Annotated in this window: 28 protein-coding genes, 3 tRNA genes and 1 other RNA gene; 12 read left to right on the plus strand and 20 right to left on the minus strand. The window is 59.0% G+C overall.

The window, feature by feature from the left end; genetic code table 11:
- The first annotated feature begins 17 nt into the window (after nucleotides 1–17).
- From RAH42_RS07955 to ssrA, 4 genes are all read left to right on the plus strand, one after another.
- A complete protein-coding gene (locus tag RAH42_RS07955) occupies nucleotides 18–608 on the plus strand; it encodes a hypothetical protein (RefSeq protein ID WP_296428711.1) in 591 nt (196 codons plus the stop codon).
- 58 nt (nucleotides 609–666) lie between these two features.
- Nucleotides 667–744: transfer RNA gene (locus RAH42_RS07960), tRNA-Pro, on the plus strand.
- Nucleotides 745–854: 110 nt separating this feature from the next.
- Nucleotides 855–1,331 (plus strand): SsrA-binding protein SmpB, encoded by a 477-nt coding sequence (smpB, locus tag RAH42_RS07965; RefSeq protein ID WP_317539213.1) that lies wholly within the window; start codon nucleotides 855–857, stop codon nucleotides 1,329–1,331.
- Between the two features lie 34 nt (nucleotides 1,332–1,365).
- Nucleotides 1,366–1,683, plus strand: a transfer-messenger RNA (tmRNA) gene (gene ssrA, locus RAH42_RS07970).
- A gap of 505 nt (nucleotides 1,684–2,188) precedes the next feature.
- Here ssrA and RAH42_RS07975 read toward each other — a convergent pair.
- Nucleotides 2,189–2,449 (minus strand): hypothetical protein, encoded by a 261-nt coding sequence (locus RAH42_RS07975; protein ID WP_317539214.1) that lies wholly within the window; start codon nucleotides 2,447–2,449, stop codon nucleotides 2,189–2,191.
- Nucleotides 2,450–2,651: 202 nt separating this feature from the next.
- On the opposite strand from RAH42_RS07975, the gene RAH42_RS07980 reads away from it, so the two are divergent.
- Together RAH42_RS07980 and RAH42_RS07985 are read left to right on the plus strand one after the other, a co-directional pair.
- On the plus strand, nucleotides 2,652–2,918 hold the full coding sequence (locus tag RAH42_RS07980; protein ID WP_154527881.1) for a type II toxin-antitoxin system RelB/DinJ family antitoxin: 267 nt from the start codon (nucleotides 2,652–2,654) through the stop codon (nucleotides 2,916–2,918).
- The gene (locus RAH42_RS07985; protein ID WP_317539215.1) at nucleotides 2,911–3,186 is read left to right on the plus strand and encodes a type II toxin-antitoxin system YafQ family toxin; all 276 of its coding nucleotides are present in this window, start codon (nucleotides 2,911–2,913) and stop codon (nucleotides 3,184–3,186) included. The genes RAH42_RS07980 and RAH42_RS07985 overlap by 8 nt, the downstream gene beginning before the upstream one ends.
- A gap of 365 nt (nucleotides 3,187–3,551) precedes the next feature.
- Here RAH42_RS07985 and RAH42_RS07990 read toward each other — a convergent pair whose 3' ends face one another.
- On the minus strand, nucleotides 3,552–4,289 hold the full coding sequence (locus RAH42_RS07990) for an IclR family transcriptional regulator (protein ID WP_317539216.1): 738 nt from the start codon (nucleotides 4,287–4,289) through the stop codon (nucleotides 3,552–3,554).
- A 262-nt stretch (nucleotides 4,290–4,551) separates the two neighbouring features.
- Between RAH42_RS07990 and trpS the strand changes: the two genes are divergently transcribed.
- The gene (trpS, locus tag RAH42_RS07995; RefSeq protein ID WP_317539217.1) at nucleotides 4,552–5,571 is read left to right on the plus strand and encodes a tryptophan--tRNA ligase; all 1,020 of its coding nucleotides are present in this window, start codon (nucleotides 4,552–4,554) and stop codon (nucleotides 5,569–5,571) included.
- A gap of 72 nt (nucleotides 5,572–5,643) precedes the next feature.
- Here trpS and RAH42_RS08000 read toward each other — a convergent pair whose 3' ends face one another.
- Genes RAH42_RS08000 through RAH42_RS08010 form a run of 3 tightly spaced genes read right to left on the minus strand, consistent with a single transcriptional unit; the run spans nucleotide 5,644 to nucleotide 7,848 of the window.
- A complete protein-coding gene (locus RAH42_RS08000) occupies nucleotides 5,644–6,228 on the minus strand; it encodes an isoprenylcysteine carboxylmethyltransferase family protein (RefSeq protein ID WP_317539218.1) in 585 nt (194 codons plus the stop codon).
- Nucleotides 6,218–7,285 carry a lysylphosphatidylglycerol synthase transmembrane domain-containing protein gene (locus RAH42_RS08005; RefSeq protein WP_296426922.1) on the minus strand — a complete coding sequence of 356 codons (1,068 nt, stop codon included), beginning with the start codon at nucleotides 7,283–7,285 and terminating at the stop codon, nucleotides 6,218–6,220. The genes RAH42_RS08000 and RAH42_RS08005 overlap by 11 nt, the downstream gene beginning before the upstream one ends.
- Nucleotides 7,282–7,848 (minus strand): hypothetical protein, encoded by a 567-nt coding sequence (locus tag RAH42_RS08010; protein WP_317539219.1) that lies wholly within the window; start codon nucleotides 7,846–7,848, stop codon nucleotides 7,282–7,284. Before RAH42_RS08010 ends, RAH42_RS08005 begins: the two co-directional genes overlap by 4 nt.
- A gap of 164 nt (nucleotides 7,849–8,012) precedes the next feature.
- Between RAH42_RS08010 and RAH42_RS08015 the strand changes: the two genes are divergently transcribed.
- Nucleotides 8,013–8,840, plus strand: coding sequence for an ATP-binding protein (locus RAH42_RS08015; RefSeq protein WP_317539220.1), 828 nt, complete (start codon nucleotides 8,013–8,015; stop codon nucleotides 8,838–8,840).
- Nucleotides 8,841–8,912: 72 nt separating this feature from the next.
- Here the strand turns inward: RAH42_RS08015 and RAH42_RS08020 are convergent, their stop codons facing one another.
- On the minus strand, nucleotides 8,913–10,250 hold the full coding sequence (locus RAH42_RS08020; protein ID WP_317539221.1) for a glucose-6-phosphate isomerase: 1,338 nt from the start codon (nucleotides 10,248–10,250) through the stop codon (nucleotides 8,913–8,915).
- Nucleotides 10,251–10,562: 312 nt separating this feature from the next.
- Here RAH42_RS08020 and RAH42_RS08025 point away from each other — a divergent pair, with 312 nt between their 5' ends.
- The 4 genes from RAH42_RS08025 (at nucleotide 10,563) to RAH42_RS08040 (ending at nucleotide 13,902) form a co-directional block, all read left to right on the plus strand.
- Complete coding sequence (locus RAH42_RS08025) at nucleotides 10,563–11,396, plus strand: sulfide/dihydroorotate dehydrogenase-like FAD/NAD-binding protein (protein WP_120373054.1); 834 nt, start codon at nucleotides 10,563–10,565, stop codon at nucleotides 11,394–11,396.
- Nucleotide 11,397: 1 nt separating this feature from the next.
- Complete coding sequence (gene gltA / locus RAH42_RS08030) at nucleotides 11,398–12,840, plus strand: NADPH-dependent glutamate synthase (protein WP_120373055.1); 1,443 nt, start codon at nucleotides 11,398–11,400, stop codon at nucleotides 12,838–12,840.
- Nucleotides 12,841–13,024: 184 nt separating this feature from the next.
- The gene (gene tnpA, locus RAH42_RS08035) at nucleotides 13,025–13,501 is read left to right on the plus strand and encodes an IS200/IS605 family transposase (protein ID WP_317539222.1); all 477 of its coding nucleotides are present in this window, start codon (nucleotides 13,025–13,027) and stop codon (nucleotides 13,499–13,501) included.
- A gap of 149 nt (nucleotides 13,502–13,650) precedes the next feature.
- Nucleotides 13,651–13,902, plus strand: coding sequence for a DUF255 domain-containing protein (locus RAH42_RS08040; protein WP_317539223.1), 252 nt, complete (start codon nucleotides 13,651–13,653; stop codon nucleotides 13,900–13,902).
- Nucleotides 13,903–14,147: 245 nt separating this feature from the next.
- On the opposite strand, the gene RAH42_RS08045 is transcribed toward RAH42_RS08040, so the two are convergent.
- The 14 genes from RAH42_RS08045 to RAH42_RS08110 all read right to left on the minus strand — a co-directional run bounded on the left by RAH42_RS08045 (nucleotide 14,148) and on the right by RAH42_RS08110 (nucleotide 24,065).
- Complete coding sequence (locus RAH42_RS08045; protein ID WP_317539224.1) at nucleotides 14,148–14,417, minus strand: DUF6485 family protein; 270 nt, start codon at nucleotides 14,415–14,417, stop codon at nucleotides 14,148–14,150.
- A 36-nt stretch (nucleotides 14,418–14,453) separates the two neighbouring features.
- Entirely contained in the window at nucleotides 14,454–14,879 is a 426-nt protein-coding gene (locus RAH42_RS08050; protein ID WP_317539225.1) for a nuclear transport factor 2 family protein, read from the minus strand.
- 418 nt (nucleotides 14,880–15,297) lie between these two features.
- Nucleotides 15,298–16,176, minus strand: a complete 879-nt coding sequence (locus RAH42_RS08055; protein ID WP_317539226.1) for an MBL fold metallo-hydrolase — start codon at nucleotides 16,174–16,176, stop codon at nucleotides 15,298–15,300.
- A 263-nt stretch (nucleotides 16,177–16,439) separates the two neighbouring features.
- The gene (gene rlmD, locus RAH42_RS08060) at nucleotides 16,440–17,786 is read right to left on the minus strand and encodes a 23S rRNA (uracil(1939)-C(5))-methyltransferase RlmD (protein WP_317539227.1); all 1,347 of its coding nucleotides are present in this window, start codon (nucleotides 17,784–17,786) and stop codon (nucleotides 16,440–16,442) included.
- Between the two features lie 140 nt (nucleotides 17,787–17,926).
- Nucleotides 17,927–18,496, minus strand: a complete 570-nt coding sequence (locus RAH42_RS08065) for a 2-oxoacid:acceptor oxidoreductase family protein (protein ID WP_120371664.1) — start codon at nucleotides 18,494–18,496, stop codon at nucleotides 17,927–17,929.
- Nucleotides 18,497–18,507: 11 nt separating this feature from the next.
- A complete protein-coding gene (locus tag RAH42_RS08070; protein ID WP_296425466.1) occupies nucleotides 18,508–19,326 on the minus strand; it encodes a 2-oxoacid:ferredoxin oxidoreductase subunit beta in 819 nt (272 codons plus the stop codon).
- Nucleotide 19,327: 1 nt separating this feature from the next.
- Nucleotides 19,328–20,464, minus strand: a complete 1,137-nt coding sequence (locus RAH42_RS08075; protein WP_317539228.1) for a 2-oxoacid:acceptor oxidoreductase subunit alpha — start codon at nucleotides 20,462–20,464, stop codon at nucleotides 19,328–19,330.
- Nucleotides 20,464–20,670, minus strand: coding sequence for a 4Fe-4S binding protein (locus tag RAH42_RS08080; protein ID WP_120371662.1), 207 nt, complete (start codon nucleotides 20,668–20,670; stop codon nucleotides 20,464–20,466). Before RAH42_RS08080 ends, RAH42_RS08075 begins: the two co-directional genes overlap by 1 nt.
- A gap of 59 nt (nucleotides 20,671–20,729) precedes the next feature.
- A complete protein-coding gene (tsaB, locus tag RAH42_RS08085) occupies nucleotides 20,730–21,386 on the minus strand; it encodes a tRNA (adenosine(37)-N6)-threonylcarbamoyltransferase complex dimerization subunit type 1 TsaB (RefSeq protein ID WP_317539229.1) in 657 nt (218 codons plus the stop codon).
- Nucleotides 21,383–21,871, minus strand: a complete 489-nt coding sequence (gene tsaE / locus RAH42_RS08090) for a tRNA (adenosine(37)-N6)-threonylcarbamoyltransferase complex ATPase subunit type 1 TsaE (protein WP_317539230.1) — start codon at nucleotides 21,869–21,871, stop codon at nucleotides 21,383–21,385. The genes tsaB and tsaE overlap by 4 nt, the downstream gene beginning before the upstream one ends.
- Nucleotides 21,865–23,358, minus strand: a complete 1,494-nt coding sequence (locus RAH42_RS08095) for an NAD(P)H-hydrate dehydratase (protein ID WP_317539231.1) — start codon at nucleotides 23,356–23,358, stop codon at nucleotides 21,865–21,867. Before RAH42_RS08095 ends, tsaE begins: the two co-directional genes overlap by 7 nt.
- Nucleotides 23,358–23,732, minus strand: a complete 375-nt coding sequence (gene acpS / locus RAH42_RS08100; protein WP_296425454.1) for a holo-ACP synthase — start codon at nucleotides 23,730–23,732, stop codon at nucleotides 23,358–23,360. The genes RAH42_RS08095 and acpS overlap by 1 nt, the downstream gene beginning before the upstream one ends.
- 159 nt (nucleotides 23,733–23,891) lie before the next feature.
- Nucleotides 23,892–23,966, minus strand: a tRNA-Val gene (locus RAH42_RS08105).
- Between the two features lie 24 nt (nucleotides 23,967–23,990).
- A tRNA-Val gene (locus RAH42_RS08110) sits at nucleotides 23,991–24,065 on the minus strand.
- Between the last annotated feature and the right edge of the window lie 129 nt (nucleotides 24,066–24,194).

Here is a 24,194-nt window from a genome sequence, read left to right on the forward strand (position 1 = left end):
CTCTGTGGAGGTATAAAATGGACAAAGATTTTTCCGACGCGCCGACGCCGCTGACTGTCAGCTCGTTGATGCGCAGCATGCTCAATCCCGACTATCCGTCGCACATCGTCAGGCTGCTTAACCAGGTCAAAGGCTGGCTGACCAAATCGTTCCGCCTGGACGGGCTGGATCTGCCCTACTGGGAAGCGATCCGCGAGGATCCCGACATGTTCTTCGGCGAACTCTCGTGGCTCGAATCGCAGGCCGCCCTGCTGCCCGCCATAACGCCGCCGGCGCCGCGCCCCGAAGCCGTGGTGCTCTATCTCGGCGAAGTCGATCTCACCGACGCCATGCGCCTCGCCGTCGATTACAGCCTGATCTTTTCGCGCGAGGAATGCCGCCGCATGTGGGTCGTCTCCGACTGCTGGATCCCCTTCGACGTGCTCGAATACAGCGACCACATCAAGGCCATGGCGGAACACGGCATATCGCTGCGCTTTCTCGTCGTCACGCCCTGGGGGTGGGTGGAACTGCCCGTCGCCGCGCTGGGCAAGGTGCAGCTGCCCGGCATTTCGTCCTCCGACGGCGGCGCGGGAAGAAACCGGCGGCGTCACAGCGACGACGATTGATCCGCCGAATTGCCTCATTGACGAAACGGGAACAATGTTGTACAATTCCCGTCGTGTCCGGGGTGTAGCGCAGTCTGGTTAGCGCGCCTCGTTCGGGACGAGGAGGTCGGAGGTTCGAATCCTCTCACCCCGACCATTTTCGGATGCACAAGCCCCGGCCTTGGCCGGGACTTTTTTTGTCCGCAAAGATTCGATTGACTAAAATTGACCTTCCGATTAAAATAAACGCGCAAAGGAGTGACGGCGATGGAACAGAAGAAGAAAGACCATGTGGTCGCGCTGAACCGCAAGGCGCGCCACGACTACTTCGTCGTCGATACCTTCGAATGCGGCGTCGTGCTGACCGGCACGGAGATCAAGTCGGTGCGCGCCGGCAAAGTCAACTTGAAAGACGGCTACGCCAAGTTCGAACGCGGCGAGCTGTGGCTGATGAACGTCCACATCTCCCCGTACGAAAAAGCGAGCTGGGCCCAGCACGATCCGCGCCAAAACCGCAAGCTGCTGCTCCACAAGTCGGAACTGCGGCGGCTCGGTGCCAAGGTCAAAGAGAAAGGCTTCACGCTCGTTCCCCTTTCCATGTACCTGAAGGAGGGACGGCTGGCGAAAGTCGCGCTGGCCCTCGCGCAGGGAAAGAGCGCGCACGACCGCCGCGACGCGATCATCGCGCGCGACGCCAAGCGCGCCATCGCACGGGAGCTGCGCAACCGCGGCAAAGAGTATTAGCCGGTTGTGTGTCGTCCGATGTTCCACATTCATTGGGGGCGATCAGGTTCGACTGGTATGGTGGAAGTCTGAGAGCAGGCCGAGCGACAGGCGTTACCTGTCACAAAAAAGAAACGACAACAACTACGCACTGGCTGCTTAACCAAGCAACCGCCCGAGCAACTGAGAGCGCCCGCAAGGTTGTGAGGGTCAATCACTGCGAGCGGCGTATGGTCTCGGAACGTAGAGAGGCGGCGGCTGTTTTGTCGGTCACAGTCCCGCTTCTGCGCAGTAAAGAAATCGACTAAGCCTGTAGCCGCTCATTCATACACACCATGTCAGGACCGGGGTGCGATTCCCCGCGCCTCCACCAGAACAAAATTTCACGAAGAGTCACATAGAGACAAGGCCGGACGATGTCCGGCCTTTTTGTTGTAATACTAATTCTTGATAGAAAGTATTAACATAGTTTTCAAGGCGCTGCAGGGGAGTTCAGTCGCTCAGAAGGAACTCAACCGCTGCGCGGTCTGCGCGGCTCGCTTTGTGAATCTCCCCCGTAGCGCTTTCGCGTTCGGCTTTTTAATTGAGAAATAGTATAGAATCATACCCACCGGCCGTGCCGGTTTATGCCCTCGAAGAGGCCAAAACCGATAGGCCATCTTCGCGCCTGGGCCTTCGCACGCCGACTCAACACAGCGATTCGAGCGTCCGCCGCGACAACTTTCTCCCGGGCTTCTTCGAAAGCGGCTCTAGAGACCGCCAATGCCTCGCGATCCGCCGTCCAGCCGCTCAGCATATCGCGCCCGGCCGGTTCGTCCATGAAGTAGCCGGACACGTTCGCGTTCCAGCCGGGCACGACGTGGAAAACGTGCGGAGTCTCAACGGCTCCGACGGTAATCGCGCAGCAGAGCATCAAGGCCGACAGCCACGTTGTTGCCAGGCAAAGTTTTCGCTTCCCGTTTTTGCCGATCACGGATCGCTCCCTCCCGCCTCTTCGCCTCTTCGGCGATGCTCTCGACGTCCCGGACGATTTGGTCGGAGACATCTTTTATGTCTCTCCAAGCTTCGATATCGCCCGAGTACCACCGGAAAGCCGCAAGCCATACGATCAGCAGCACGGCGATCATCGCCAGCGCCAACAGCCGCGGTGTCACGTTGCACAGTCCGCATCCGCAGCGGCACACGCATTCGTCTTTCGCAAAATGCGGCGATAAAATTTCCCGGCCATACCCCCCCTAACGTTGAGATACATCTTCAAAAGAAGTCGAGACTAAATAGTGCGTTGTATTGACAGTGCACATTCAGTACACTATAATTTGAGACAAAAAGGAGCTGATGATCATGGCGACAACCAACGTCACCGTAAGAATGGACGAAAACCTGAAAGCCGATTTCGAAGAAATGCTCGCCGACTTCGGGCTGAATACGTCGGTGGCCATTAACATCTTCGCGCGCCAGGTTGTGTACGAGCGACGAATCCCGTTCGCCATCGCGCGCGACCGCCCCAACGCCGCGACACGCGCGGCCATGGAAGACACCCGCGCGCGTCGCGGCCTGAGCAAGACCTTCTCGTCCGTGAAAGACCTGATGGCCGATCTCGATGCTTAATCTCAGATATCAGTCTGCCTTCAAGCGCGACTACAAGCGTATCCGCAAACGGGGGTACGATATTCGGCGGCTGGAAAACATCATCGAGATGCTCGTAAAAGAGCAGGTGCTCCCCAAAGAGTGCCGCGACCACGATTTGGGCGGCAATTGGTCGGGTTTCCGCGAGTGCCATATCGAGCCGGACTGGCTGCTCGTCTACACCATCGACCATAATGACTTGGTCTTGGTCCTCAGCCGCACCGGTTCGCACAGCGATCTGTTCGGATAAAAGCAAAGGACGCCCTCTCGCGAGGGGGCCCTTTGCTTTTATAATTGCCTCAACGAATAGTGCCGTAATACTATTTCTTGATAAAAAGCACTAATATAGTTTGCAGGGCGCTGCGAGGGAGTTCAGTCGCTCAGAAGGAGCTCGACTGCTGCGCAGCTCGCCTTATGAATCTCCCTCGCAGCGCCTCTGCGTTCGGTATTTTAATTGAGAAATAGTATGAGAACATCGGGAATCATAGCCGCCGGCACGGCCGGTGGGTATGATTTGTAGACGAAAACAAGCGCAGGACGAGCGGGAAAATTTTCCCGCTCGTCCTGCGCTTTGCGCCGAGGGATCGCAGATTTTTCGGCCAATGGGCCGTCCTTTCACGATGCCAGCTCCGAAGTAACCTGCGCCGCAATTTCCTGCAAACGGGCCACGCCGCGTGTGACGACGTCGTCCGTCAAACGGTTGGTCGGTCCGGAGAGATTCAGCGCCGCAAGGACCCGTCCGTTTTTGTCGAAAATGGGAACGCCGATCCCCACGCTCCCCTGCCCCATCTCATCGTAGGAGACGGCGTACCCCTTTTTGCGAATTTCCCGCAGCTTCTCCGGCGAAATGCCGGGTTCGGACTTCATCACCGCCGCCTGCACCTTGGGCGGCAAAAACGCCAGCAACGCCGTCCCGCCGCCGCCCAGCGTCAGCGGCAGTTCCTCTCCGACCAGCACAGTCTGGCGCAGCGGATGCGTGCTCTCGATGCGGTCGATGCAGAGACGCTTGAAGTTATGGTAAATATACACGGAAACGTTCTCGTTGAATTCCCGGTGCACCTTGACCAGATAAGGATGCGCCGCAAGGCGCAGTTCCTCTTTATCGTCCACAAGTTCGCCAAGCATTTTCACCGTCATGCCGAGAAAATACTTGCGGTTCTCGGGATTCCTGGCCAGGAATCCTTTTTCCGCCAGCGTCTGGATCAGCCGATAGGTGCTTGTCGTGTTGCGCCCGACCGTCCTGGAGATCTCCGTCAGAGAAAGCTCTCGATGATTTTTCAAAAAGCACATGAGCACGTCGAGCCCATGTTCCAAAGTTCTCGACGTCGACTCGCTTTTCGTTGAATCCGCCATTTTCCCCACTCCTTCGAGAATACCATCGCGCCGCACTCATTTCAACAATCACCGGCATTTTTTTCATTATATGAAATCAGGTCGCGAAAAGCAACAATGGAGGGTCTCCCCGACGTTGCTGGATTTATGCACCATTTCCCGGTAATTTCGCAATACGATCTCATACAAATACAAATCCATCCTTGATTCTTCATCAAAAGGGCAATACAATTCTATGCTGTATGGCCTCGTTTTAATTCAGGCCCATGAAGTCAAGGAGGATATGACAGTGAACGAAGCGACGCGGACGGAACGGAAAAAAGTGATCCTCAGCGGCATCCAGCCGACGGGGATTTTCACGCTGGGCAACTATATCGGCGCGGTGCGCAACTGGGGCAAGATGCAGGAGGACTACGACTGCGCCTATTTCATCGCCGACCTGCACTCGCTGACGGTGCGCCAGGAGCCGGCCAAACTGCGCAAGCAGACGCTGGACGCCTTTGCGCTGCTGCTGGCCTGCGGCATCGATCCCGAAAAGAGCCTGGTTTTCATCCAGAGCCACGTCCATGCTCACGCCGAACTGAGCTGGATCCTGTCCTGCTATTCCATGTTCGGCGAGTTGTCGCGCATGACCCAGTTCAAGGACAAGTCGGCCAAGCACGTTGACAATGTCAACGCCGGGCTGTTCACCTATCCCGCGCTGATGGCGGCCGACATTCTGCTGTATCAGGCCGACTACGTCCCCGTCGGGGAAGACCAGCGCCAGCATCTGGAGTTCACCCGCGACGTGGTGACCCGCTTCAACAACATCTACGGCGAGGTGTTCCGCATGCCCGACGCCTACATTCCCGAGGCCGGCGCGCGCATCATGTCGCTGCAGGAGCCGACGAAAAAAATGTCCAAGTCGGACACGAACGTCAACGCGTTCATCTCCATCCTCGACGAGCCGAACGCCATCGTCAACAAGTTCAAGCGCGCCGTCACCGACAGCGAGACCGTCGTCTGTTACCGCGGAGGCAAGGACGGTATCAACAACCTGATGAGCATTTATTCGGTCGTCACCGGCGAAAGCTACGACCGGATCGAACGCGACTTCGCCGGCAAGGGCTACGGCGATTTCAAGCTTGCCGTCGGCGAAGCCGTCGCGGAAGAGCTGCGTCCGATCCGCGAAAAATTCGCCGCGCTGACGGCCGACAAGGCGGCGTTGGAAGCGCTTTACCGCAAGGGGGCGGAAACGGCCGCCCATATCGCCGAGCGGACGCTGGGCAAGGTCAAGAAAAAACTCGGCCTGCTGCCCCGCTGAGCCGCGACCGGCATACAAAAAATCCGCTCTCCCGGCACGTCGGAAAGAGCGGATTTTTTGTATGCCGTTTTTTTACCACCACAGACGCGAAAGGATCAGCGCCGTGCCGACGACCGTGACCAGCAGCGAATGGATCTCGCTTTTCAGCAGGATCGAAGCGTCGTACCCGCCGGCGCGGACATGGGACAGGGCCTCGCGGGAAAAATTCTTCGGCACGAAGCGCCCGACGCGCTTTTTGTAATCCTCGTACTCCCGGCCGAACTTCCGCGCCAGGAACGCCTCCTCGTGAGGCACGATCAGCACGCCATAGAGCACGTAGAACGCCGCCAGGAACACGACCGTGGGGACGTTGCCCGACATCCAGGCCCAGCCCAGCCCCAGCAGACCGTTGGCCACGTACAGCGGATTGCGGACCAGCGCGTAGGGGCCCCACGTCGCCAAGCGCTGCGCCTTGACTTCCTCGCCGCGGTAGAGCGTGATGCACCCCACGCCCCAAAAGCGCAGCAGCTGCCCGAGGATCACCAGGATCAGCCCGGGGACGATGCGCCCGGGCAGCGGGCGCGCCAGGGCGAGGATCACGACGAACAGCGCCGTCCAAATGCCGCCGCGCTGCCTGAACGCCCAGACGCGAAGCTTCTGCAAAGCGTCATTCTCCATTTCTGCGCTCCTCTTCGATCAGTTCGTCACCGGAACCGCTGATGATCTTCTCCGCCGTGCCCCAGCCGATCATGCGGATGGCGACGACGCAGCCCATGAAGATGGCCAGGTATTCCGTGAAGAAACGGCAGATGACGGCCATGATCCCCGCCATGTTCTCGGGCATCAGCAGGCTGAAGATCGCGGCGCCGCCGCCCTCGGCCACGCCGCTGGCGCCGGGCGTGGGGATAAAGTAGAGGATGAACATGAACATGGCCTGCGCCAGCACGGCATGCAGATAATTGACCGTCAGTCTCACCGCGTGCATCAGCAGCGGCAGCACGGAAAAAAGCGCCACCAGATGGCAGACGGAGAGCGCGAACGCGCCGATAAAATACGGCAGCCCCTCCCCCACCATGCGCTTCACGTTTTCTGAATAGCTGTCGATCTCGGAACAGGTGACGCGGTAGGCGCGCAGCACGCGGAGCCGGCTGAACCATCTGAACTTCTTCAGCCAGAGGAACATGGCGCAGCAGAAGCGTTTGATCACGTCGGCCTTGAGGATGCTGAGGATAAAAACGACCCACATGACCACCGACAGGATCCCCACGTAAAAGAACACGCCTTTGACCAGCACGCCGCCGCCCGCCAGCTGAGGCACCGTCAGAAAGGCCACCGGCGCCGCAATGCTCAGCAGAAAGGTGCTGAACAGCGTGCGGATCAGCGTGATGGCGATGCCCGAGCCGACCGGCACGCCCGACTTGTACAGCACGTAGACCTGGAACGGGCCGCCGCCGACCTGCATGGGCGTCAGCGCGCAGCCGAAATAGTGCAGCCAGGTCAGCACCAGACCGCGGACAAAACGGATCTTGTAGCCCATGGCCCGCGCCGTCAGGCAAAAACGCGAAGCGTCGCAGCTCCAGGCCAGAAAGACCATCATCAGCACGTACAGAATGTTGATCTTCCTCATGTGCATAAACGCGTGAAGCGCGTGCTTGTCCACGCTGACACAGATGATCAGCGCGCCGACGCCCAGCGTCAGGAACAGAAAGACCGCCAGCCCTTTTCGCAAGCTCATTCTTTGTCCTCCCCCGGCGTCTCGGAATCTCTGGCGTCCTCCGACTCGAACCAGCCGCGAAGCTGCTTCAAATCGTCCAGGAAGGGCGGCAGGACCTCGCGCTTCCACTCATTCTCATGCCAGGCCTGAGCTTCCGCAAAACGGCCGTCGGCCATAAGAGCATGGAACGTTTCCACGCTCCGGCGCAACGGCGCCGCGTCGGGAAGCGCGCCGCCGTATTCGGGATACGCGTCGCGAAAGCCGTCCGCCACCTCGCCGACCCAGTCCAGAGAAGAATAAATCCCATCCAGCATGGAGGCTGCGAAGACTTCGGCGCCGTCAAGGATCTCCTGCAATCCTTTGAAGACTTCAAGCAGGGAATCTTTGATCTCTTCAAGGAGCTCGACTCCCAGTCCCCAGGGCGTGTTGGTCAGAACGTCCACGTCGATGCCGTCCGGGACCGTCAGCAAATCCCCGTCATCCAGCGATTCGCCGTCCGAAAGCATGTCGACGATCACGCGCCCTTCGGCGGATACCTTTTCCCGCAGCGCTTCGAGCTGTTCCTCCCGCGACAGCGATTCCATATGCGGAAAGGCCCACTCAGTTCCATCGATCAAAAATCTCATAATATCCCCCTACAGGAATGGACTCTACATCGTAGCAATTTTAGCACACATATCAACTCCGACGGGAAAAATCAAAAAATATATGCTAGAATTTTCTGGCCTGCACAAGGGGGAGAGTTTCCATGGACGAAATCGAAGGGAAAAATCGTCCCGAACCGCTGCGGATCAGCGCGAAAATCCGCCGCCTGACGGGAAGGGCCATCTACCGGTACGACATGATCACGCCCGGCGACCGCATCGCCGTCGGCGTTTCCGGAGGCAAGGACAGTCTGCTGCTGCTTTGCATCCTCAAATTCATCAAGACTTACAGCCCGGTCAAATACGATCTGCAGGCTTTCAGCGTCGACATGACCAACGGCCAATGGGACCCCGCGCCGCTCCAAACTCTCTGCGATTCGCTGCAGGTGCCCCTGCACGTGATCCCTTACGCCATCGAGCACATCATCGACGTCAAGCGGGAAGAATCCCCATGCAGCCTCTGCGCCAATCTGCGCCGCGGCATCCTCAACGCCGCCGCCAAAAAGGCCGGCTGCAACAAGCTGGCGCTCGGGCACAATCTCGACGACGTCGTCGAAACGGGGCTGATGAACCTGCTGCGCAACGGGCGCTTCCGCAGCTTCCAGCCCAAACTCTGGCACGACCGCGCCGAGATGTGGCTGATCCGCCCCATGATCTATCTCAGCGAATTCCAGATCCGAAACGAACTGGACCGTCTCGGCGTCGCCACCTTCCAGCACTGCTGCAAGTACGGCGCCGACACCGAGCGCTCGCGCACCAAGTCGCTGATCGCCGAGCTCAAGCCGCGTTTCCCTGACCTCAAGCAGAGCATCCTCCACGCGCTGGAAAACCACGCCCCCGCCGACCATTGGACGGCGACGCCGCGGCTCTACGCGGGCGTGTACGAGTCGGATCGTTCCGTTTCGGATTCGGAGCGGCAGCCCGATCTTTGAGATTTTTTCAAGAAAGGCGGGCCGTCGCGAAAATTTTTCGCGACGGCCCGTCTTTCTTGAAAATACACTCTATCATTCTACTGAAAAGATCGCGCTCTTCGAACCGGTTTCGATGTTTTCGAGCGTTTTCAGGTAACCGGCGTAATCCGCGCTGCCGCACAGCGCCAGAGCGTAATTCTTCCCCTCTTCCACGCCGGGCTGGTCGAAGGGATCGACGCCGAGCGCCAGGCCGACCAGCGCCGTCACCGTTTCGAGCAGGAAGATCAGGCCGCCCAGGCAGAACTCGTCCGCCCGTTCCAGCTCGATCTCGCACAGCGGCCGCCCGCGGCGTTTCAGGGAAGCGACGACGCCGCGGCGTTCGCAGTCCAAAACGCGTTCCTGCGACGTGCCGTCGAGATAGCGCGCCTCGTCGAAAAGTTTCTCCGCCGGGATCGTCAGGCGTCCTTTCACGCCGGGCTTTTCGCTGAGGAAGAAGAAGAACTTATCGTCCGGCCCCGAGGTGTAGAGCTGCAGCTGCGAGTGCTGGTCGATGGAACCCAGCGCCGCCTGCGGCGTCAGGCCGAGGCCGTTCTTGCCGAGGCTTTCGCCCCAGAGCTGCGCGAACCACTCGCTCACCGACTTGAGCCGGTCGCCGTAGGACCAAAACACCGTCACGTTGCGGCCGGCCGCTTCGCCGCGCAGCACTTCCCGCGCGATCGCCGTCGCCGCGCTGCCGGCCGTGTCCGCCAGCAGCGCTTTCTTCATCGCCGCCGCGCCGGCCAGCAGCCGCTCCGCGTCGATGCCCAGCGCGCCGGCGGCCGCCAGCCCGCAGGCGGAAAGCACCGAATAACGCCCGCCTGTGTCCGCGGGAAAGTCGAGGCGGCGCGTTTTCTTCTCGGCCGCATAGGCGTGAAGGAATCCTTTCGCCGGATCCGTCACGGCAAAAATATGCTTCTCAACGTCCGCGCCAAGCGCCGCCGACAGTTTCTCCCTGAAAAACAAAAAGTTGCTCAGCGTCTCCAGCGTACGGCCGGACTTGCTGACGACCAGCAGCGCCGCGCGCCGCGGCTCGATCTGCGCCCAGATCGCCTCGTTGCTGCGGGCGTCGGCGTTATCGGCGACGAAAAGCTGCGGCCGCCCGCTTTTTTCGGAAAACGGATACAGCGGGTCGCAAAAAGCGTTCATCAGCATCTGCGTGCCCAGCGCCGAGCCGCCGATGCCGATCAGCACGATCTGCCCGAATCGCGCCAATTCGCGCGCCATTTCCTTCAGCGCGGAAAGATCCCGCCCGGGCAGGTTCATCCAGCCGTAGCCGTTTTTCTCCTGGCGGGCGCCGTCAAGAAGCGTTTTCCACGCGGTCTCGAGCGCGATCCCGACGTCCGGCAGCTCGTTGCCGACCTTCTGTGCCTCGGTAAGACGAATTTTCAGCATGACTCTGTCCTTCCTCTCTCGAATAAATAGTACCGATCCGCCGCCCTCGAGACGTTAAAAAGATGTCTCTTTTTTCTCACAAAACGCGACACTTCTGATCTTTTGCTGTGTTTTTTAGCATAATGAGGAATTGTATTTCGCTTTCGCCCCGCTTGTAAAACGTAACTGCCGTTGTATAATCTTTCACAAGGGAATAACTGTTTCAGGTCTGACACGGAGGACGTACATTTATTTTACACATTCCGGCCTGTTTCAGCTATAGGGAAATTCCTGAAGCCATCTTGAATATTTATATCGATAGGGGGACATTACATGTTCAAGATTCTTTCCAAGAGCGCCTTTGCGGCCAACGAATTCGACATCTGGGTCGACGCGCCGCAGATCGCTCGCAACGGACGTGCCGGACAGTTCTGCGTCCTGCGCGTGAACGAGACGGGGGAACGCATTCCTTTGACCGTCGCCGAGTACGACCGCGAGGGCGGCCGCATCCGCATGATCTTCCAGACCGTCGGCAAAACGACCACGGCTCTTGGCAGGCTCAACGAAGGCGACTGCATCCACGACATTCTCGGTCCCCTGGGCACGCCCAGCGAGGTCAAGAAATACGGCACGGTGCTCATGATCGGCGGCGGCGTCGGCATCGCGGCGCTGTTCCCCATCATCAAGGCTCTCAAGGAAGCCGGCAACAAAGTCATCACCATCCTCGGCGGGCGCACCAAGGACCTCGTCATCATGATGGACGAGTGCGCTAAGTACTCCGACGAATTGATCGTCACCACCGACGACGGTTCGTACGGCGTCAAGGGCGTCGTCACCACGGCCATGGACATGCTCGCTCAGCGCGGCGAAAAGATCGACTACTGCTGGGCCATCGGACCTTCCATCATGATGAAGTTCGCCTCGCTGAAGGCGAAGGAACTGCAGATCCCCTGCTGGGTCTCGCTCAATCCCATCATGATCGACGGCACCGGCATGTGCGGCTGTTGCCGCGTCACCGTCAACGACAAGATCCGTTTCGCCTGCGTCGACGGTCCCGAGTTCGACGGCTGGGGCGTGAACTGGAACGAGTTCATGACCCGTCTGCGCCAGTACAAGGATGAAGAGAAGATCTCTCTCGACAAGTACAAAAGCGAGGTTGGTGAATAACATGGCCATTTCTCCGAAAAAGACCCCTATTTCCGAGCAGGATCCCAAGGTCCGCGCCCATAACTTCAAAGAAGTCTGCCTCGGTTACACCCCCGAAGAAGCGATGCAGGAAGCCGCCCGCTGCCTGCACTGCAAAAACGCCCCCTGCATCAAGGGCTGCCCCGTCGCCATCCATATCCCCGATTTCATCGCCGCGATCAAGGACGGCGATTTCGAAAAGTCGTTCGACATCCTCAGCCAGTCCACGGCCCTGCCCGCCGTCTGCGGCCGCGTCTGCCCTCAGGAAAAGCAGTGCGAGGGCGTCTGCACCGTGGGACGCATGAAGGACCGCGCCACGGGTATGAACAACGAGCCCGTCGCCATCGGCAAGCTCGAGCGCTTCGCCGCCGACTGGAAAGCGGCGCAACCTGCCGTCAAGCCCGAACCCGTTCCCTATAACGGCAAGGGCAAAGTGGCCGTCATCGGCTCCGGTCCCTCCAGCCTCACCGTGGCCGGCGATCTGGCCAAGCTGGGCTACAAGGTCACCATTTTCGAAGCCCTGCACCTGCCCGGCGGCGTTTTGATGTACGGCATCCCCGAATTCCGTCTGCCCAAGGCGATCGTGCAGCACGAGATCGACAACATCCGGGCGCTCGGCGTCGACGTCGAAGTCAACGTCGTCGCCAGCCGCACCGTCACCGTCGAAGAGATCCAGAAGAACTTCGACGCCGTCTACATCGCCACCGGCGCCGGCACGCCCAAGTTCGCCGGCACGCCCGGCACCAACCTGAACGGCGTCTTCTCCGCCAGCGAATATCTGACCCGCATCAACCTGATGCACGGTTACGAGTTCCCCGCCTACGACACGCCGGCCAAGAAGTCCAAGCACGTGGCCGTCATCGGCGGCGGCAACGTCGCCATGGACGCCGCCCGCTCGGCCCTGCGCCTTGGCGCCGAGAGCGTGACGGTGCTCTACCGCCGCTCCGTGGACGAGCTGCCCGCCCGTATCGAAGAGTATCATCACGCCGTCGAAGAGGGCGTCAAGTTCGAGTTCCTCACCGCTCCGACAGAGTACATCGCCTACAGCGGCGACGACAAGAACGAAATGGGCAAGCTGGTCGGCGTCAAGTGCCAGCGCATGGAGCTGGGCGAACCCGACGCTTCCGGCCGCAGAAGCCCCAAGCCGATCGAAGGCAGCGAGTTCACGCTCGAAATCGACACCGTCATCGAAGCCATCGGACAGAGTTCCAACAAAGTCCTGCTGAACGCCTGGCCCGAGCTGAAGACCAACAAGCGCGGCTATATCGAGGCCGACGAGGCTACCGGCGGCGCCACCTCCATCGAAGGCGTCTACGCCGGCGGCGACATCGTCACCGGCGCGGCCACCGTCATCCTCGCCATGGGCGCCGGCAAGACGGCCGCCCAGGCGATCGACGAATATCTGACCGCCAAAGCCGCCAAGTAGTTCTTTTCCGTTCGTTGCAGCGAGAGCGCTTTTCGCGCCCTCGCTGTTTTTCTGTAAAACGAAAACCACCGGCAGTGCCGGTGGTTCCAAAAGGCTTTAGCTATGGAGAAAAAGGACTCCTCCTTTGGTAAAGTAAGAACGGTCTGTCAGCCGCCAAGCCAAACCAAAGGAGGATCAAGTCCTGATGAAACTTGACATAAGTAGTTTAGCACACACGAAGTGGGAGTGTAAGTATCACGTGGTATTTGCGCCGAAGTATCGCCGCCAGATCATCTACGGGAAGATCAAACAAGACATTGGCTTGATGCTGAGAAAACTGTGCGCGTACAAAGGAATCGAAATATTGAAGGCGGAAGCATGTAAAGATCACGTCCACATGTTGCTGAGTATACCGCCCAAATACAGCATATCACAGGTGATGGGTTACTTGAAAGGTAAAAGCAGCCTGATGATTTATGAGAAGTACGCGAATCTGAAGTACAAATATGGCAATCGACATTTCTGGTGCCGCGGTTATTACGTAAGCACGGTAGGACGCAACAAGAATGCAATAGAGACCTCCATCAGGAATCAATTACAGGAAGATCATGCCGAGGAACAGTTGACGATCAAAGAGTACGTTGACCCGTTTACGGGTAAGCCGGCACAGGAAGGCAAGTAGAGAGCCCCTTTAGGGGCAGCCTGTGAGAGTTGTGCGGCTGACAGACTTTTCGATGAGCCTATAGGCTCGGCTGGGAAGATGCCCCAAGGGGGCTTGTGCAAACCACCGGCACGGCCGGTGGTTATGATTCTGCAAAGGAGGCAACTCGAATGAGCTGCTGCGGCAAAACCGGCTACAACGCCAACGGCGATCTGAAAGACTGGAAGGTCTTCCGTCAGAAGACGCTCGAACTGGCGCTGACGAAAAACGATCCCGACTTTACGGAATACGTCGGCGGCGTCAGCGACAAAGCCTGGGCGCACATCCTCGAAGAAAACTTCTTCACCCCCGAAAAGGCGATGGAACGCCTGTGGGGATTTTACCGCACCGATATTCTGCCCTACCGACACGAGGAACAATAGCAAGAGCGGAACTTTCACCGGATCAAGCGAAAGTCCCGCTCTTGCTATCGATCCTTGCGGACATTGATTTGTTTCATCGTTCATTTCCAATCATTCTTAATATTATTTTTCAATTAAAAGGATGAACGCAAGGGCGCTGCGAGGGAGTTCAGTCGTTCAGGACTCCCTCGACCGTTGCGCGGTCTGCGCAGCCCGCTTTGTGGATCTCCCTCGCAGCGCCCTGCAAACTCTGTTAATGCTTTTTATCAAGAAATAGTATGAGGCCCTTGGCGTTCATTTTCGGTTTCGTTCTTACGCATGACCAATGCAGCAAAATCCTTCATAAAGTACCCCGGTCCCCTGTATTCCGGGTCAACTTTCTTAAAGAAGCAGGTCGGGATCTCGCCCAGCGCAAGATTTTTGGCGATACACGGATTGCACCCTCTATTATGGTTACTCGGATGGTTCGGACATTTTACGTCCGTACACGTACAAAAAAGAACCCGATTTTGCGTTTTCTCGTTCCCGTGAATCATATACTCATCTCCATTGCGTTCAGGACGTGCGGCCAGTCAAAACCATTTTGCTTCTTCGTCGGCAAAGACCGGTCTTTCTCCGTTTCGATAAGGATCGTAACGGTTTTTGTTGCAGCCGAACTCCTTCAAAAAAGCGATTTTGTTCCCCGGCGACCACTCGATGAGAGACATTCCCTCAAATTCTTCGGACTTGCCGCCGGCCATTTCATCCTTGAAGTCCCATTCGACGACCGTTGTGGCGCCGCTGTGAAAATATCGCTTGATATCCCACCGCAGGACGCGCCCGCGCGTGTTCCACTCGCGGAACCATTTTCCGATCTTTTCGAGACCTTCATATTGAGGCCCCCAGCTCTCGATGTAAAGGGCGTCTTCCTCGAATACCGCGCCGATCCCGGAATCGTCCTGTCGAAGCCACATAGCAAACCAGCGTTCGACTGTTTTTTCTCTTTGGTCGTTCGTCATGCTTATACCGCACCTCCGGCAATACTTTTATCCAGCCCATTGAACAACGAAGTTCCATCATTGCCAGTCCAACGGAGCCCGACAGCTCTAATTGCTGCCCAAAGAGGCAATTTAGGAGAGCGCGTTACAGACAAGCGTCTCCCACGATAGCAGCGCCACGGTCACCATGTGCATCGACTGTGCTATGTGACGACAATTCGTCAGACTCGTGCGATGAGTGGCGACAACGTTTCATTTCAAGTTTAGTATCGTCTTTCGCATTTCTAATAAAAGAGTCTATGCAATTCGACAGGGTTCACACCTCAGCGCCCGAGCCGTTAACTCTACGGTGGCACTGGAAACACCAAATTCTTTCACCTGATGTGCGATTCCAAACTTTGAGAAGTACTCTTTTACCACTCCTAGCCATAACAATCCCCTATACCCGCTGCCAGAGCAACATATTATTTTCAAACAAATAATTCAGTCTGCCGGTGTCTTTCAGCCATGTAAGATATGAGCGCACCGTACTTCCAATCAAAACATACTGCTCAAAGTTCATACTCAAACCGTAGTTGTCAAAAAGCTCTTTCAGGATTGACTCAAAGCAGAGCGGGTGCTGACAGATATCGATAATCTTTTCTGCAATTTCCAACACTTTATTGATGTTGTACTGAGCAAGGCTGGCAATCTCCTCAGAGGCAGCGGCATGAGACGGAACAAACATCTTTGCCTGCATAGTTTTTACCATCTCAAGCGTCTTTAGATATGCATCAATATCATAGATAAAGTTAATTTGATACTTGTCTAGCGTTTCGCGGCTGGATAAGCAGTCGGCCAGATAGACCACATCATCCGGTGTGCGAAAGCCTACCATATCGAAAAAATGCCCCGGTAACGGGATAATTTCAAATCCCTCCGGTATAGATTCCGACGTCAGTTCCTGTGCGTCGCTCTCTTGAGCCATGAGAAATTTATGGCGCAGTTCCTTACACGGGAAACCGCCATACAAAAAGGAAGGTTCAAGGATAGGATGGCGGGTAAATGCACAGTCAATCCTCGGAGCATAGATCTTACACCCGGTCTGTCTCTGTAAATACTGATTGCCACCGATATGGTCTGCATTGGCATGCGTATTATAAATCGCGGTAAGCTGCCATCCGTTGGCATCGAGAAGCTGTCGGACTTTTCTTCCGGCATCCTTATCGTTTCCGCTGTCTATCAGGCAAATATTGTGGTCGTTTAGTTTGGTCAGCCCGATTTTCGCCGGACTCTGGATGTAATAATTCCGCTCAGAAACTTGTATCAACTCATACATTGGTCATTCCTCCATGAGCGATTCGGATAAATATTAATATTGTAAGCAGAGCAATGCAATGTACAGAGAGACGGATAGATAAACTGACGATTTGTTTAATTCCTCCAAGCGTTTCTCTTTTCGGCAGCGATCGCTCCTACTATTACAATCTCAATCGCCACACTGACGTGAACATACCTCTCCAGCTTCTTTACCATGTTCTGACCATGCAATCTTCCCAAACGTGAAATGCTCCGAATAGTGTATAAAATGCAAGATCTCGATCAGTTCGACCTTACGAGGCTCACGACGGTTTCAACATGGCACGTCTGCGGGAACATGTCGAAGACTTTGAGGCTGTCCATGTCGAGGGCGTAGCCGGCGTCGCGCAGGAGGGCGGCGTCGCGGGCGAGGGTGGCGGGGTTGCAGGAGATGTAGAGGACGCGCGGCACGCGGCTGGCGGCGATGGTCTCGATCAGGCTTTTGTCGCAGCCGGCGCGGGGCGGATCGACGACGACGCAGTCGATGCCTTCGAGATCGGCGGGAGTGACGACGTTTTCCGCCGCGCCCTGGACCACGGTCAGCCCTTCGATCCGGTTGAACTCGCCGTTTTCCCGCGCCAGCGCGGCGGCAGAGGGCCATACTTCGACCGCCGTGACGGTCTTCGCTTTCCGGGACAGAAACGCCGTCAGCGCGCCGACGCCGCAGTAAAGTTCGAGCAGATTCTGCCCTTCCACCAGGCTGGCGGCATATGCAAAGAGCTGTTCCGCCTGCTCCGAGTTCGCCTGGAAGAACGACGTGCCGTCGTAATCCAGCCTGAAGTTTCCCAGCCGCTCCGTCAGGCGGTCTTCGCCTTTGACGAGCACGGACTCTGCGCCGATGATGACGTTGCCCTCGTCGGGATTGACGTTGACGACAAGTCCGCGCAGTTCCGGAAAACGCTCTTTGAGATGATCGTAGAGCCGTTCGAGCGACTCGAGCGCGCCGCCCTCGGGACGGGCGGCGCCGACGAGGATCAGCAGGAGTTCCTCGCCGTCGCGGGCGCTGCGGATGACGACGTGCCGCAGCCAGCCGCTGTTGCTCTTTTCGTCGTAGCAGCAGAAGCGCCCGTAGTTGATCATGTTCTTGATAACAGCGTACAGCTTGTTGGCGCGGTCGCAGATAACGGGGCAGCGATCGACGGGAACGATCTCGTGCGAGCCGCGTTTGAAAAAGCCGATGTCGCCGGCGCGTCCCCTGGCGCGCACGGGAAAGGACGCTTTGTTGCGGTAGCGCCATTCGCTGCGGGACGGCACGCAGGGGATCTCGCCGTCGATCTCGAAGCCGCCGATGCGGCGCAGGGCGTCGGCGGCAAGCATCGCTTTGATCTGACACTGCAACGTGTACTCGGCGTGCTGAAGCTGGCAGCCGCCGCAGCTGCGGTACCAGCGACAGGGCGCTTCGCGGCGCTCCGGACTGGCTTCCACGACGCGCTCGACGCGCGCCTGAATGTAATTTTTCTTTTCCTGCCGCACGGCGATGACCGCCGTTTCCCCCGGCAGCGCCCCCTCCACGAACACGGTCCGCCCGTCGGCGGCACGCCCGATCCCCTGACCGGCGGAGTTCATTCTGTCGATATAAAGTTGTTCCATCGTGGGACCTCCCTCGTTCTCTTTTCTTTCGCCCATTATACCCGCTCCGTCGGGAATATTCTCCCGGCCGACGCGCGCACGGCACAAAAAATCCTCCGCCCGAAACAGAGCGGAGGATTTTCTACTTCTGCACCCGGAACTTACTGCATATGGGCGGGAGCGTCCTTGAACATGCTGTAACCTTCGTCGAAGGCCTTGGAATTCAATTCCTCCGTGCCTCTGGGGACGCGGTCGAGCATAGCCTTGCGGACGGCTTCGGGCTTCATCATGCCCTCGAGCTCAAGCACGCGGGCGACCATGCCGAGAGCGACCATGTTGGTGACGATCTCGCGGCCGATCTTGTCGCGGGCCGTCTGGATGATGGGAAGCTGATAGATGTTCGCGTCCACCACCGGCACTTCCTCGACGGCAAAGCTGTCGAGAATCAAACGGCCGCCGTGCTTCACGTCGCCGGCGTACTTGTCGGCGGCGCCGCCGGTCAAACAGATCATCAGATCGGGATTGATGGGCTTGGGGTAATCGATGGGTTCGTCGGAGATCACGACTTCGGCCTTCGCCGAGCCGCCGCGGGCCGCGGGGCCGTAGCTCTGCGTCTGCACGGCGTAAAGGCCGTCGCAGAAAATAGAAGCGGCTTCGCCGGCCATGATGGCCGCGGTGATGACGCCCTGGCCGCCGGAACCGGCCAGACAGATTTCGAAACGTTTGGACATGGAAGCGCCTCCTACTTAGCCATAACGCGCTCAAGAAGAGCCTTGTACTGATCGGTGTACTCGGCGCGCTCGGTGTCGACGAACACGCCCGTCACGATCTTGCCCTGGAGTTCTTCGGGCGACATCTCGGCGGCCTTCTTGGCGGGCACGAGATGCTGCTTGAGGTACTCGATGTTGACGATGGGAGTTTTCAGTTTGTTGTAGCGGCCGTACTGGGTATGACAGAAACCGGCCACTTCGACCACGGAGAAGCCGTGATGTTTCACGGCCAGCGTGATCGTCTTTTCGACGTCGCGCGGATTGGCCACGCAGGTGCGGGCCACGAAGGTCGCGCCGGCGCCGGCCGCCAGCTTGCAGATGTCGAAGGAGGGATCGGTGACGCCGTAAGGGGCCGTCTTGGCGATGGCGCCGATCGGCGTCGTCGGCGACATCTGGCCGCCGGTCATGCCGTAGATGTTGTTGTTCATGACGACGGCGGTGATGTCGATGTTGCGGCGGCAGGCGTGGATAAAGTGGTTCCCGCCGATGGCGCTGCAGTCGCCGTCGCCCATGACGTCGATGACGGTGAGCTGCGGCTTGGCCATCTTGATGCCGGTGGCATAGGCCAGCGAACGGCCGTGAGTGGTGTGCAGCGTGCAGGCGTTGACGTAACCGGGAAGGCGGCTGGAACAGCCGATGCCGGACGCGAAAACGGTCTGGGCAGGATCAAGCTTCAGATCGACGACGGCCCGCAGCAGCGCGTTGAGAATGATTCCGTGGCCGCAGCCGGGACACCACATATGAGGGAAAAAGCGAGGGCGCATCCATTCAAAGACTTCTTTGCTGGGCATCTTACTTGGCCTCCTCGACGATCTTGTTGAAAATTTCGGTGGGCTGGAAAAGCTCGCCGTCCACGCGGTTCAGCGGCACGACGCGGGCCTTGCCGTGAACGGCGCGCTCGACTTCAAGCGCCATCTGGCCGCAGTTCAGCTCGGGCACGATGATGGTCTTGACGCGGCGGGCCAGGCGCTCCAGTTCTTTGTCCGCAAACGGCCACAGAGTGATGGGGCGGAAATGTCCCACCTTGATGCCTTGGGCGCGGGCGTCGCGCACGGCGCGGACGCTGGAACGGGAGACGCTGCCGTAGGACACGACGAGGATTTCCGCGTCTCCCGCTTCGACGGTGTCGAACTTGACGATGTCGTCGCGGAAACGGTCGATTTTGCGCATCAGACGGCGCATTTTCTTGTCGATGTCGCTCGGATCGGTCGTGGGGAATCCCCAATCGTTATGGGTCAGCCCCGTGACGTGCCAGCGGTATCCGTCGCCAAAGCCGGCCATGGGCGGAACGTCGTCTTCGGGATCGGCCTGATAGGGCACGAAGTGCTCAGGATCGACGGACGGTTTTTTGCGGTCGACGACCTTCAGATTCTCGGGATCGGGCACGACGAACTTTTCCCTCATGTGTCCGATCTCGGCGTCGCTCATGATAAGAACGGGCTGGCGAAAACGCTCCGCCAGGTTGAACGCCTCGACCGTGAGCGTATAGCACTCCTCCACCGAAGCGGGGGCCAGGGCGATCGTGCCGTGATCGCCATGCGTGCCCCAGCGGGCCTGCATGACGTCCTGCTGGGCGCCCTGCGTGGGAAGTCCCGTGGAAGGGCCGCCGCGCATGACGTCGACGACAACCAGGGGAATTTCGGCTTCATAAGCCAGGCCCAGGTTTTCCTGCTTCAGCGTGAAGCCCGGGCCGGAACTGGCCGTCATGGACTTGACGCCGGCAATGGAAGCGCCGATGGCGCAGCCACAGGCGCCAAGCTCGTCTTCCATCTGCTGGAAGACGCCGCCGATCTTGGGCAGTTCGACCGCCATCGTCTCCATGACTTCCGTCGAGGGGGTGATCGGATACCCCGCGTAGAATTTGCATCCCGCCGCCAGCGCGCCAAACGCGACGGCTTCGTTGCCCTGCCAGAATTTGATCTCAGCCATTATTTCGTCCCATCCTCTCGCACAGTGATCGCAAGATCGGGGCAGATATTTTCGCATGATCTGCAACCGATGCACTCTTCCGGATGTACAGCCTCGGACTTCACTCTGTCGTTCAGGGCAAGAACCTTCTTGGGGCAAACGGAAACGCATAGACTGCATCCTTTGCACCAAGTTTTGTTGATAGATACGTCGAACTTCTTGGCCAACACCTTCACCTCCAGAAAAATAAAAAAACTTCCCCCACGTGCAACGAAAAAACAGAAATCTATAAAGAACGGCCGAGGCCGGGCTCGCGCAGATAGCGAGCTCTCAGCTCGTCCGGCTTTATACTTGTACGGAGACGCTCCAGCGCCAGCGCCGCGTGCGCCGCGCCGCTCGGGTTTGCGATGTATTGTACCCCCTCGCGAGGCGACGAGGCAAACAAGCGCGCATCTTTCACCGACCACATTTCAAAATCACGCGAAATCTCATGCAGTTCCGATAAAAGTTCCTCGTACGCGCGTTCTTTTTGGGCCAGCACGGGACGACCGTCCCTGTACGCGCTGGAAAAAGCCCGCTCGCGCGACGCGGCGATCAGCGGCGCCTTCACGCCGCGATTCCAGCCCGGGCAGGAACGAAGCACCGCCTCCAAGCTGCACAGCGGCACGATGCCGATGCCGAGGGCGAAGGCCAGGCCGGCGGCGTAGGCCATGCCGATGCGGATGCCGGTAAAATAGCCGGGACCGACCGTCACGGCGACGCACGTCACGTCCCGAACTTTCAGCCCGTGTCCGGCCAGCAGTTCCGCCGCCAGCAGGGGCAGACGGGCCGCCTGTTCGCGGCCAAGGTCGAGATTGCACTCGCCGGCGATCTTTCCGCCGACAGCCAGTCCCAGGCAGGACCAACGGTTGGAACAATCTATGGATAAGAGGACGTCGCTCATGAACACGCCTTCTCCAGCTGCGCCAAAGCGCTCCGCGCCGTTTCGCCCGCAGCGGCGACGCGGAAGCGGCGTTTCTCGCCCGCGGCAGACATCTCGCAGCGCCAGACATCTTCGAAATCGTCTCGGGCGAAGCGTTCCGGCCATTCGACGATCAGCACCCAGCCGCTGTCGAGATACTCGTCAAAGCCCAACTCCCGGCCGTCGACGCGCTCCAGACGGTACAGGTCGGCATGCGCGACCGGGATCCGCGCCCGCGCGTATTCGTTGACCAACGCGAAAGACGGACTGCAGGTCCGCTTCCAGCCCAGCGCTCGGCACAGCTCGCGCACCAGCGTCGTCTTGCCGGCGCCCAGCTCCCCCGCCATCAGCAGCGTCATGCCGGGACGCAGGACGGCGGCGATTTTTTCTCCCAACGCCCGCGTATCGTCAAGTCCGTCGAGCGAAAAACAGCTTCGTCCGTCCGGTTCTTTTTTTACCGTCAGCACGCTCCGTTCAGCTCCTTCAAAACCGCCGGCAGGCGATCGGCCACTTCGTGAGCCAGCATACCGTCTCGTCCCCGCGTACGGCCCAGGGTCTCTCCGGCCGCGCCGTGGCACCAGGCCCCCAACGCCAGCGCCTTTTCCTCGGGAACTCCCGCGGCCAGCAGGGCCGCGCAGGCCCCCGCCAGCACGTCGCCCGACCCCGGCACGGCCAACGTCCGATCCCCGCGCGGCACGATCCACGGCGTCTGCTCCGGAGCGACGACAAGCGAGCGGTACCCTTTCAAGAGCACGGGGCCGCAACGTCGCGCCAAAGCTCCCGCCGCCTCGAAGCGATCCCGCACGGGAGCTCGCCCGCCGAGGAGCGCCGCCGCTTCGCCCTCGTGAGGCGTCAGACAGCACCGCGCGGGGCTTATATCATCTTCGCCCAGCCAGTACAGGCCGTCGCCGTCCCACAAGGACGGGCCGTCCCATTGCGCGCCGATCCGGCACAGTTCGCGGGCGCGGTCGTCGCGGTCGAGCCCCGAACCGATCAGAAGCGCTGTGCAGCGGGGGCGCCATTTCCGCATGACCGCCTCAAGAGAACCCGGAGTGTCCAGCGGTTCAGAGATCGCTTCCGGGAGCGATACTGCGAGAGCGTTCAGAACTTCCGGAACCGAAGCCAGCACCGCCAGCCCCGCGCCGGCGCGCAGAGCGCCGCGCGCCGCCAGAAGAGCCGCGCCGCGGTAGCGTTTTGATCCGGCGACGATCAGCACGCCGCCGCGGCGGCCTTTGTGGTCGTCGATCCGGCGGCGGGGAAGGAAATTTCGCACGTCGCGCTCTTCCAGCTCCAGCGCATCGGGAACTCCCAGCAGCGGCGCGGCGTTCTCGTCCAGAGGGATCAGGATCGTCTCCCCCGCCAAGGCCGCGCCGCGCCCCGTCGCCATCGACAGTTTCCGGCCGCCGGCCGTGCAGGTCCACTGCGCTTCGACGCCCTCGCCGCCTTCCGCGCCGCTGGGGATGTCTACCGCCAGCACACGACGGCCAAAGCGGCAGCGATTGAGCGCCGCGATCAGACGGGCGGTCTCGCCGCGGGGCGCACCCACCGCGCCGGTGCCCAGAAGCGCGTCGACGACAAGATCGTGCGAATTCAACAGCTCCGTCAGCGCCGTTTCGTCAAGGGTGCCGCTTTCAACGACCGGCACCGCCATCTTCCCGAGCCTCGTCAGATTGACGGCGGCGTCGCCCTGGGAACGGGAGGCCTCGTGGCTGAGAAGCACCGTCGCTTTCCAGCCTCGTTCCATCAAAAGCCGGGCGACCACGAAGCCGTCGCCGCCGTTGTTCCCGGCGCCCGCCAAAATCAACGCTGAATGAGCGAGCGGCTGTTTCAGGATAAAATCGACAATGCCGCGGCCGACGCGCTCCATCAGTTCCAGGCCCGACAGGCCGGATTCGATCAGCCGCGCGTCAAGGACTCTCACTTTTCCGTTCGCGTACCACGGGATCACGGCCATCAGACTCCTTCCGTCTCGTAGATCACCACGGCGGCCGCGATGCCGCCGTCATGGCTGAGCGAAAGATGAAAACGCGCCCGGCGGTACGGCTCCAGCGCCGGCGTCTGCGGATCGAGAACAAGAAAAGGCCGCCCTTCCGCGTCGTGACGCACGCTCACGCTGTGAAGCCCCAGCTTTGCCAAGCCCAAACCGGTCGCTTTGGCAAAGGCCTCCTTCGCCGCGTACGCCGCGGCAAGATGACAGGCGCGCGATTTTTTCCCCGCCGCGTAAGACAACTCCGCTTCGGTAAAAACTCTTCGACAAAAAGCTTCGCTCTCGCAGGCTTCCCGCATGCGCTCCACGCCGCAGAGATCCATTCCGACACCGGCAATCATGTTTTCACCGCCTTATACTATACCGCTCCGCACTATTTTACAACAGTTTCAACTTAAAAAAAATCAAATTGGAACTGTATTAGAATCATCAAGACAGAAATTCAATCTATATTTTTCTCTACAAAAAAAGAGCACCTTGAAAAGATGCTCTCGAAACCATGGTGGGTGATACAAGAATCGAACTTGTGACCTCTTCCGTGTCAGGGAAGCGCTCTTCCTCTGAGCTAATCACCCTTTATCGGGGCGTATGGACAACAATGGTGGGTGATACAAGAATCGAACTTGTGACCTCTTCCGTGTCAGGGAAGCGCTCTTCCTCTGAGCTAATCACCCGATGACGCCGAACATGAGGAATTCTACTCTCTCCGCCCGCGTCTGTCAACCCTGAAAAGCGTCTTCCGCCCCGCAGGGCTCGCCTATTCTCGCCTCCATAAAGTATAATAGCCTCGGCACAAAGATCAG

The sequence above is a fragment of the Pyramidobacter sp. YE332 genome (genome assembly GCF_033060595.1).
Taxonomy (GTDB): domain Bacteria; phylum Synergistota; class Synergistia; order Synergistales; family Dethiosulfovibrionaceae; genus Pyramidobacter.

What these genes read in the sequence shown, in the direction of transcription:
- acpS (WP_296425454.1), bottom strand. Translation starts at nt 23,732, where the DNA reads ATGATTGCCGGTGTCGGAATGGATCTCTGCGGCGTGGAGCGCATGCGG.
- RAH42_RS07980 (WP_154527881.1), top strand. Translation starts at nt 2,652, where the DNA reads ATGGCGACAACCAACGTCACCGTAAGAATGGACGAAAACCTGAAAGCC.
- RAH42_RS08000 (WP_317539218.1), bottom strand. Translation starts at nt 6,228, where the DNA reads ATGGAGAATGACGCTTTGCAGAAGCTTCGCGTCTGGGCGTTCAGGCAG.
- RAH42_RS08050 (WP_317539225.1), bottom strand. Translation starts at nt 14,879, where the DNA reads ATGACGAACGACCAAAGAGAAAAAACAGTCGAACGCTGGTTTGCTATG.
- RAH42_RS08045 (WP_317539224.1), bottom strand. Translation starts at nt 14,417, where the DNA reads ATGATTCACGGGAACGAGAAAACGCAAAATCGGGTTCTTTTTTGTACG.
- RAH42_RS08095 (WP_317539231.1), bottom strand. Translation starts at nt 23,358, where the DNA reads ATGGCCGTGATCCCGTGGTACGCGAACGGAAAAGTGAGAGTCCTTGAC.
- tnpA (WP_317539222.1), top strand. Translation starts at nt 13,025, where the DNA reads ATGAAACTTGACATAAGTAGTTTAGCACACACGAAGTGGGAGTGTAAG.
- RAH42_RS08040 (WP_317539223.1), top strand. Translation starts at nt 13,651, where the DNA reads ATGAGCTGCTGCGGCAAAACCGGCTACAACGCCAACGGCGATCTGAAA.
- RAH42_RS07985 (WP_317539215.1), top strand. Translation starts at nt 2,911, where the DNA reads ATGCTTAATCTCAGATATCAGTCTGCCTTCAAGCGCGACTACAAGCGT.
- RAH42_RS08010 (WP_317539219.1), bottom strand. Translation starts at nt 7,848, where the DNA reads ATGGAATCGCTGTCGCGGGAGGAACAGCTCGAAGCGCTGCGGGAAAAG.
- RAH42_RS08020 (WP_317539221.1), bottom strand. Translation starts at nt 10,250, where the DNA reads ATGCTGAAAATTCGTCTTACCGAGGCACAGAAGGTCGGCAACGAGCTG.
- RAH42_RS08025 (WP_120373054.1), top strand. Translation starts at nt 10,563, where the DNA reads ATGTTCAAGATTCTTTCCAAGAGCGCCTTTGCGGCCAACGAATTCGAC.
- RAH42_RS08015 (WP_317539220.1), top strand. Translation starts at nt 8,013, where the DNA reads ATGGACGAAATCGAAGGGAAAAATCGTCCCGAACCGCTGCGGATCAGC.
- RAH42_RS08055 (WP_317539226.1), bottom strand. Translation starts at nt 16,176, where the DNA reads ATGTATGAGTTGATACAAGTTTCTGAGCGGAATTATTACATCCAGAGT.
- trpS (WP_317539217.1), top strand. Translation starts at nt 4,552, where the DNA reads ATGACAGTGAACGAAGCGACGCGGACGGAACGGAAAAAAGTGATCCTC.
- rlmD (WP_317539227.1), bottom strand. Translation starts at nt 17,786, where the DNA reads ATGGAACAACTTTATATCGACAGAATGAACTCCGCCGGTCAGGGGATC.
- RAH42_RS07990 (WP_317539216.1), bottom strand. Translation starts at nt 4,289, where the DNA reads ATGGCGGATTCAACGAAAAGCGAGTCGACGTCGAGAACTTTGGAACAT.
- RAH42_RS08005 (WP_296426922.1), bottom strand. Translation starts at nt 7,285, where the DNA reads ATGAGCTTGCGAAAAGGGCTGGCGGTCTTTCTGTTCCTGACGCTGGGC.
- gltA (WP_120373055.1), top strand. Translation starts at nt 11,398, where the DNA reads ATGGCCATTTCTCCGAAAAAGACCCCTATTTCCGAGCAGGATCCCAAG.
- smpB (WP_317539213.1), top strand. Translation starts at nt 855, where the DNA reads ATGGAACAGAAGAAGAAAGACCATGTGGTCGCGCTGAACCGCAAGGCG.
- RAH42_RS08065 (WP_120371664.1), bottom strand. Translation starts at nt 18,496, where the DNA reads ATGTCCAAACGTTTCGAAATCTGTCTGGCCGGTTCCGGCGGCCAGGGC.
- RAH42_RS08075 (WP_317539228.1), bottom strand. Translation starts at nt 20,464, where the DNA reads ATGGCTGAGATCAAATTCTGGCAGGGCAACGAAGCCGTCGCGTTTGGC.
- RAH42_RS08070 (WP_296425466.1), bottom strand. Translation starts at nt 19,326, where the DNA reads ATGCCCAGCAAAGAAGTCTTTGAATGGATGCGCCCTCGCTTTTTCCCT.
- RAH42_RS07955 (WP_296428711.1), top strand. Translation starts at nt 18, where the DNA reads ATGGACAAAGATTTTTCCGACGCGCCGACGCCGCTGACTGTCAGCTCG.
- tsaB (WP_317539229.1), bottom strand. Translation starts at nt 21,386, where the DNA reads ATGAGCGACGTCCTCTTATCCATAGATTGTTCCAACCGTTGGTCCTGC.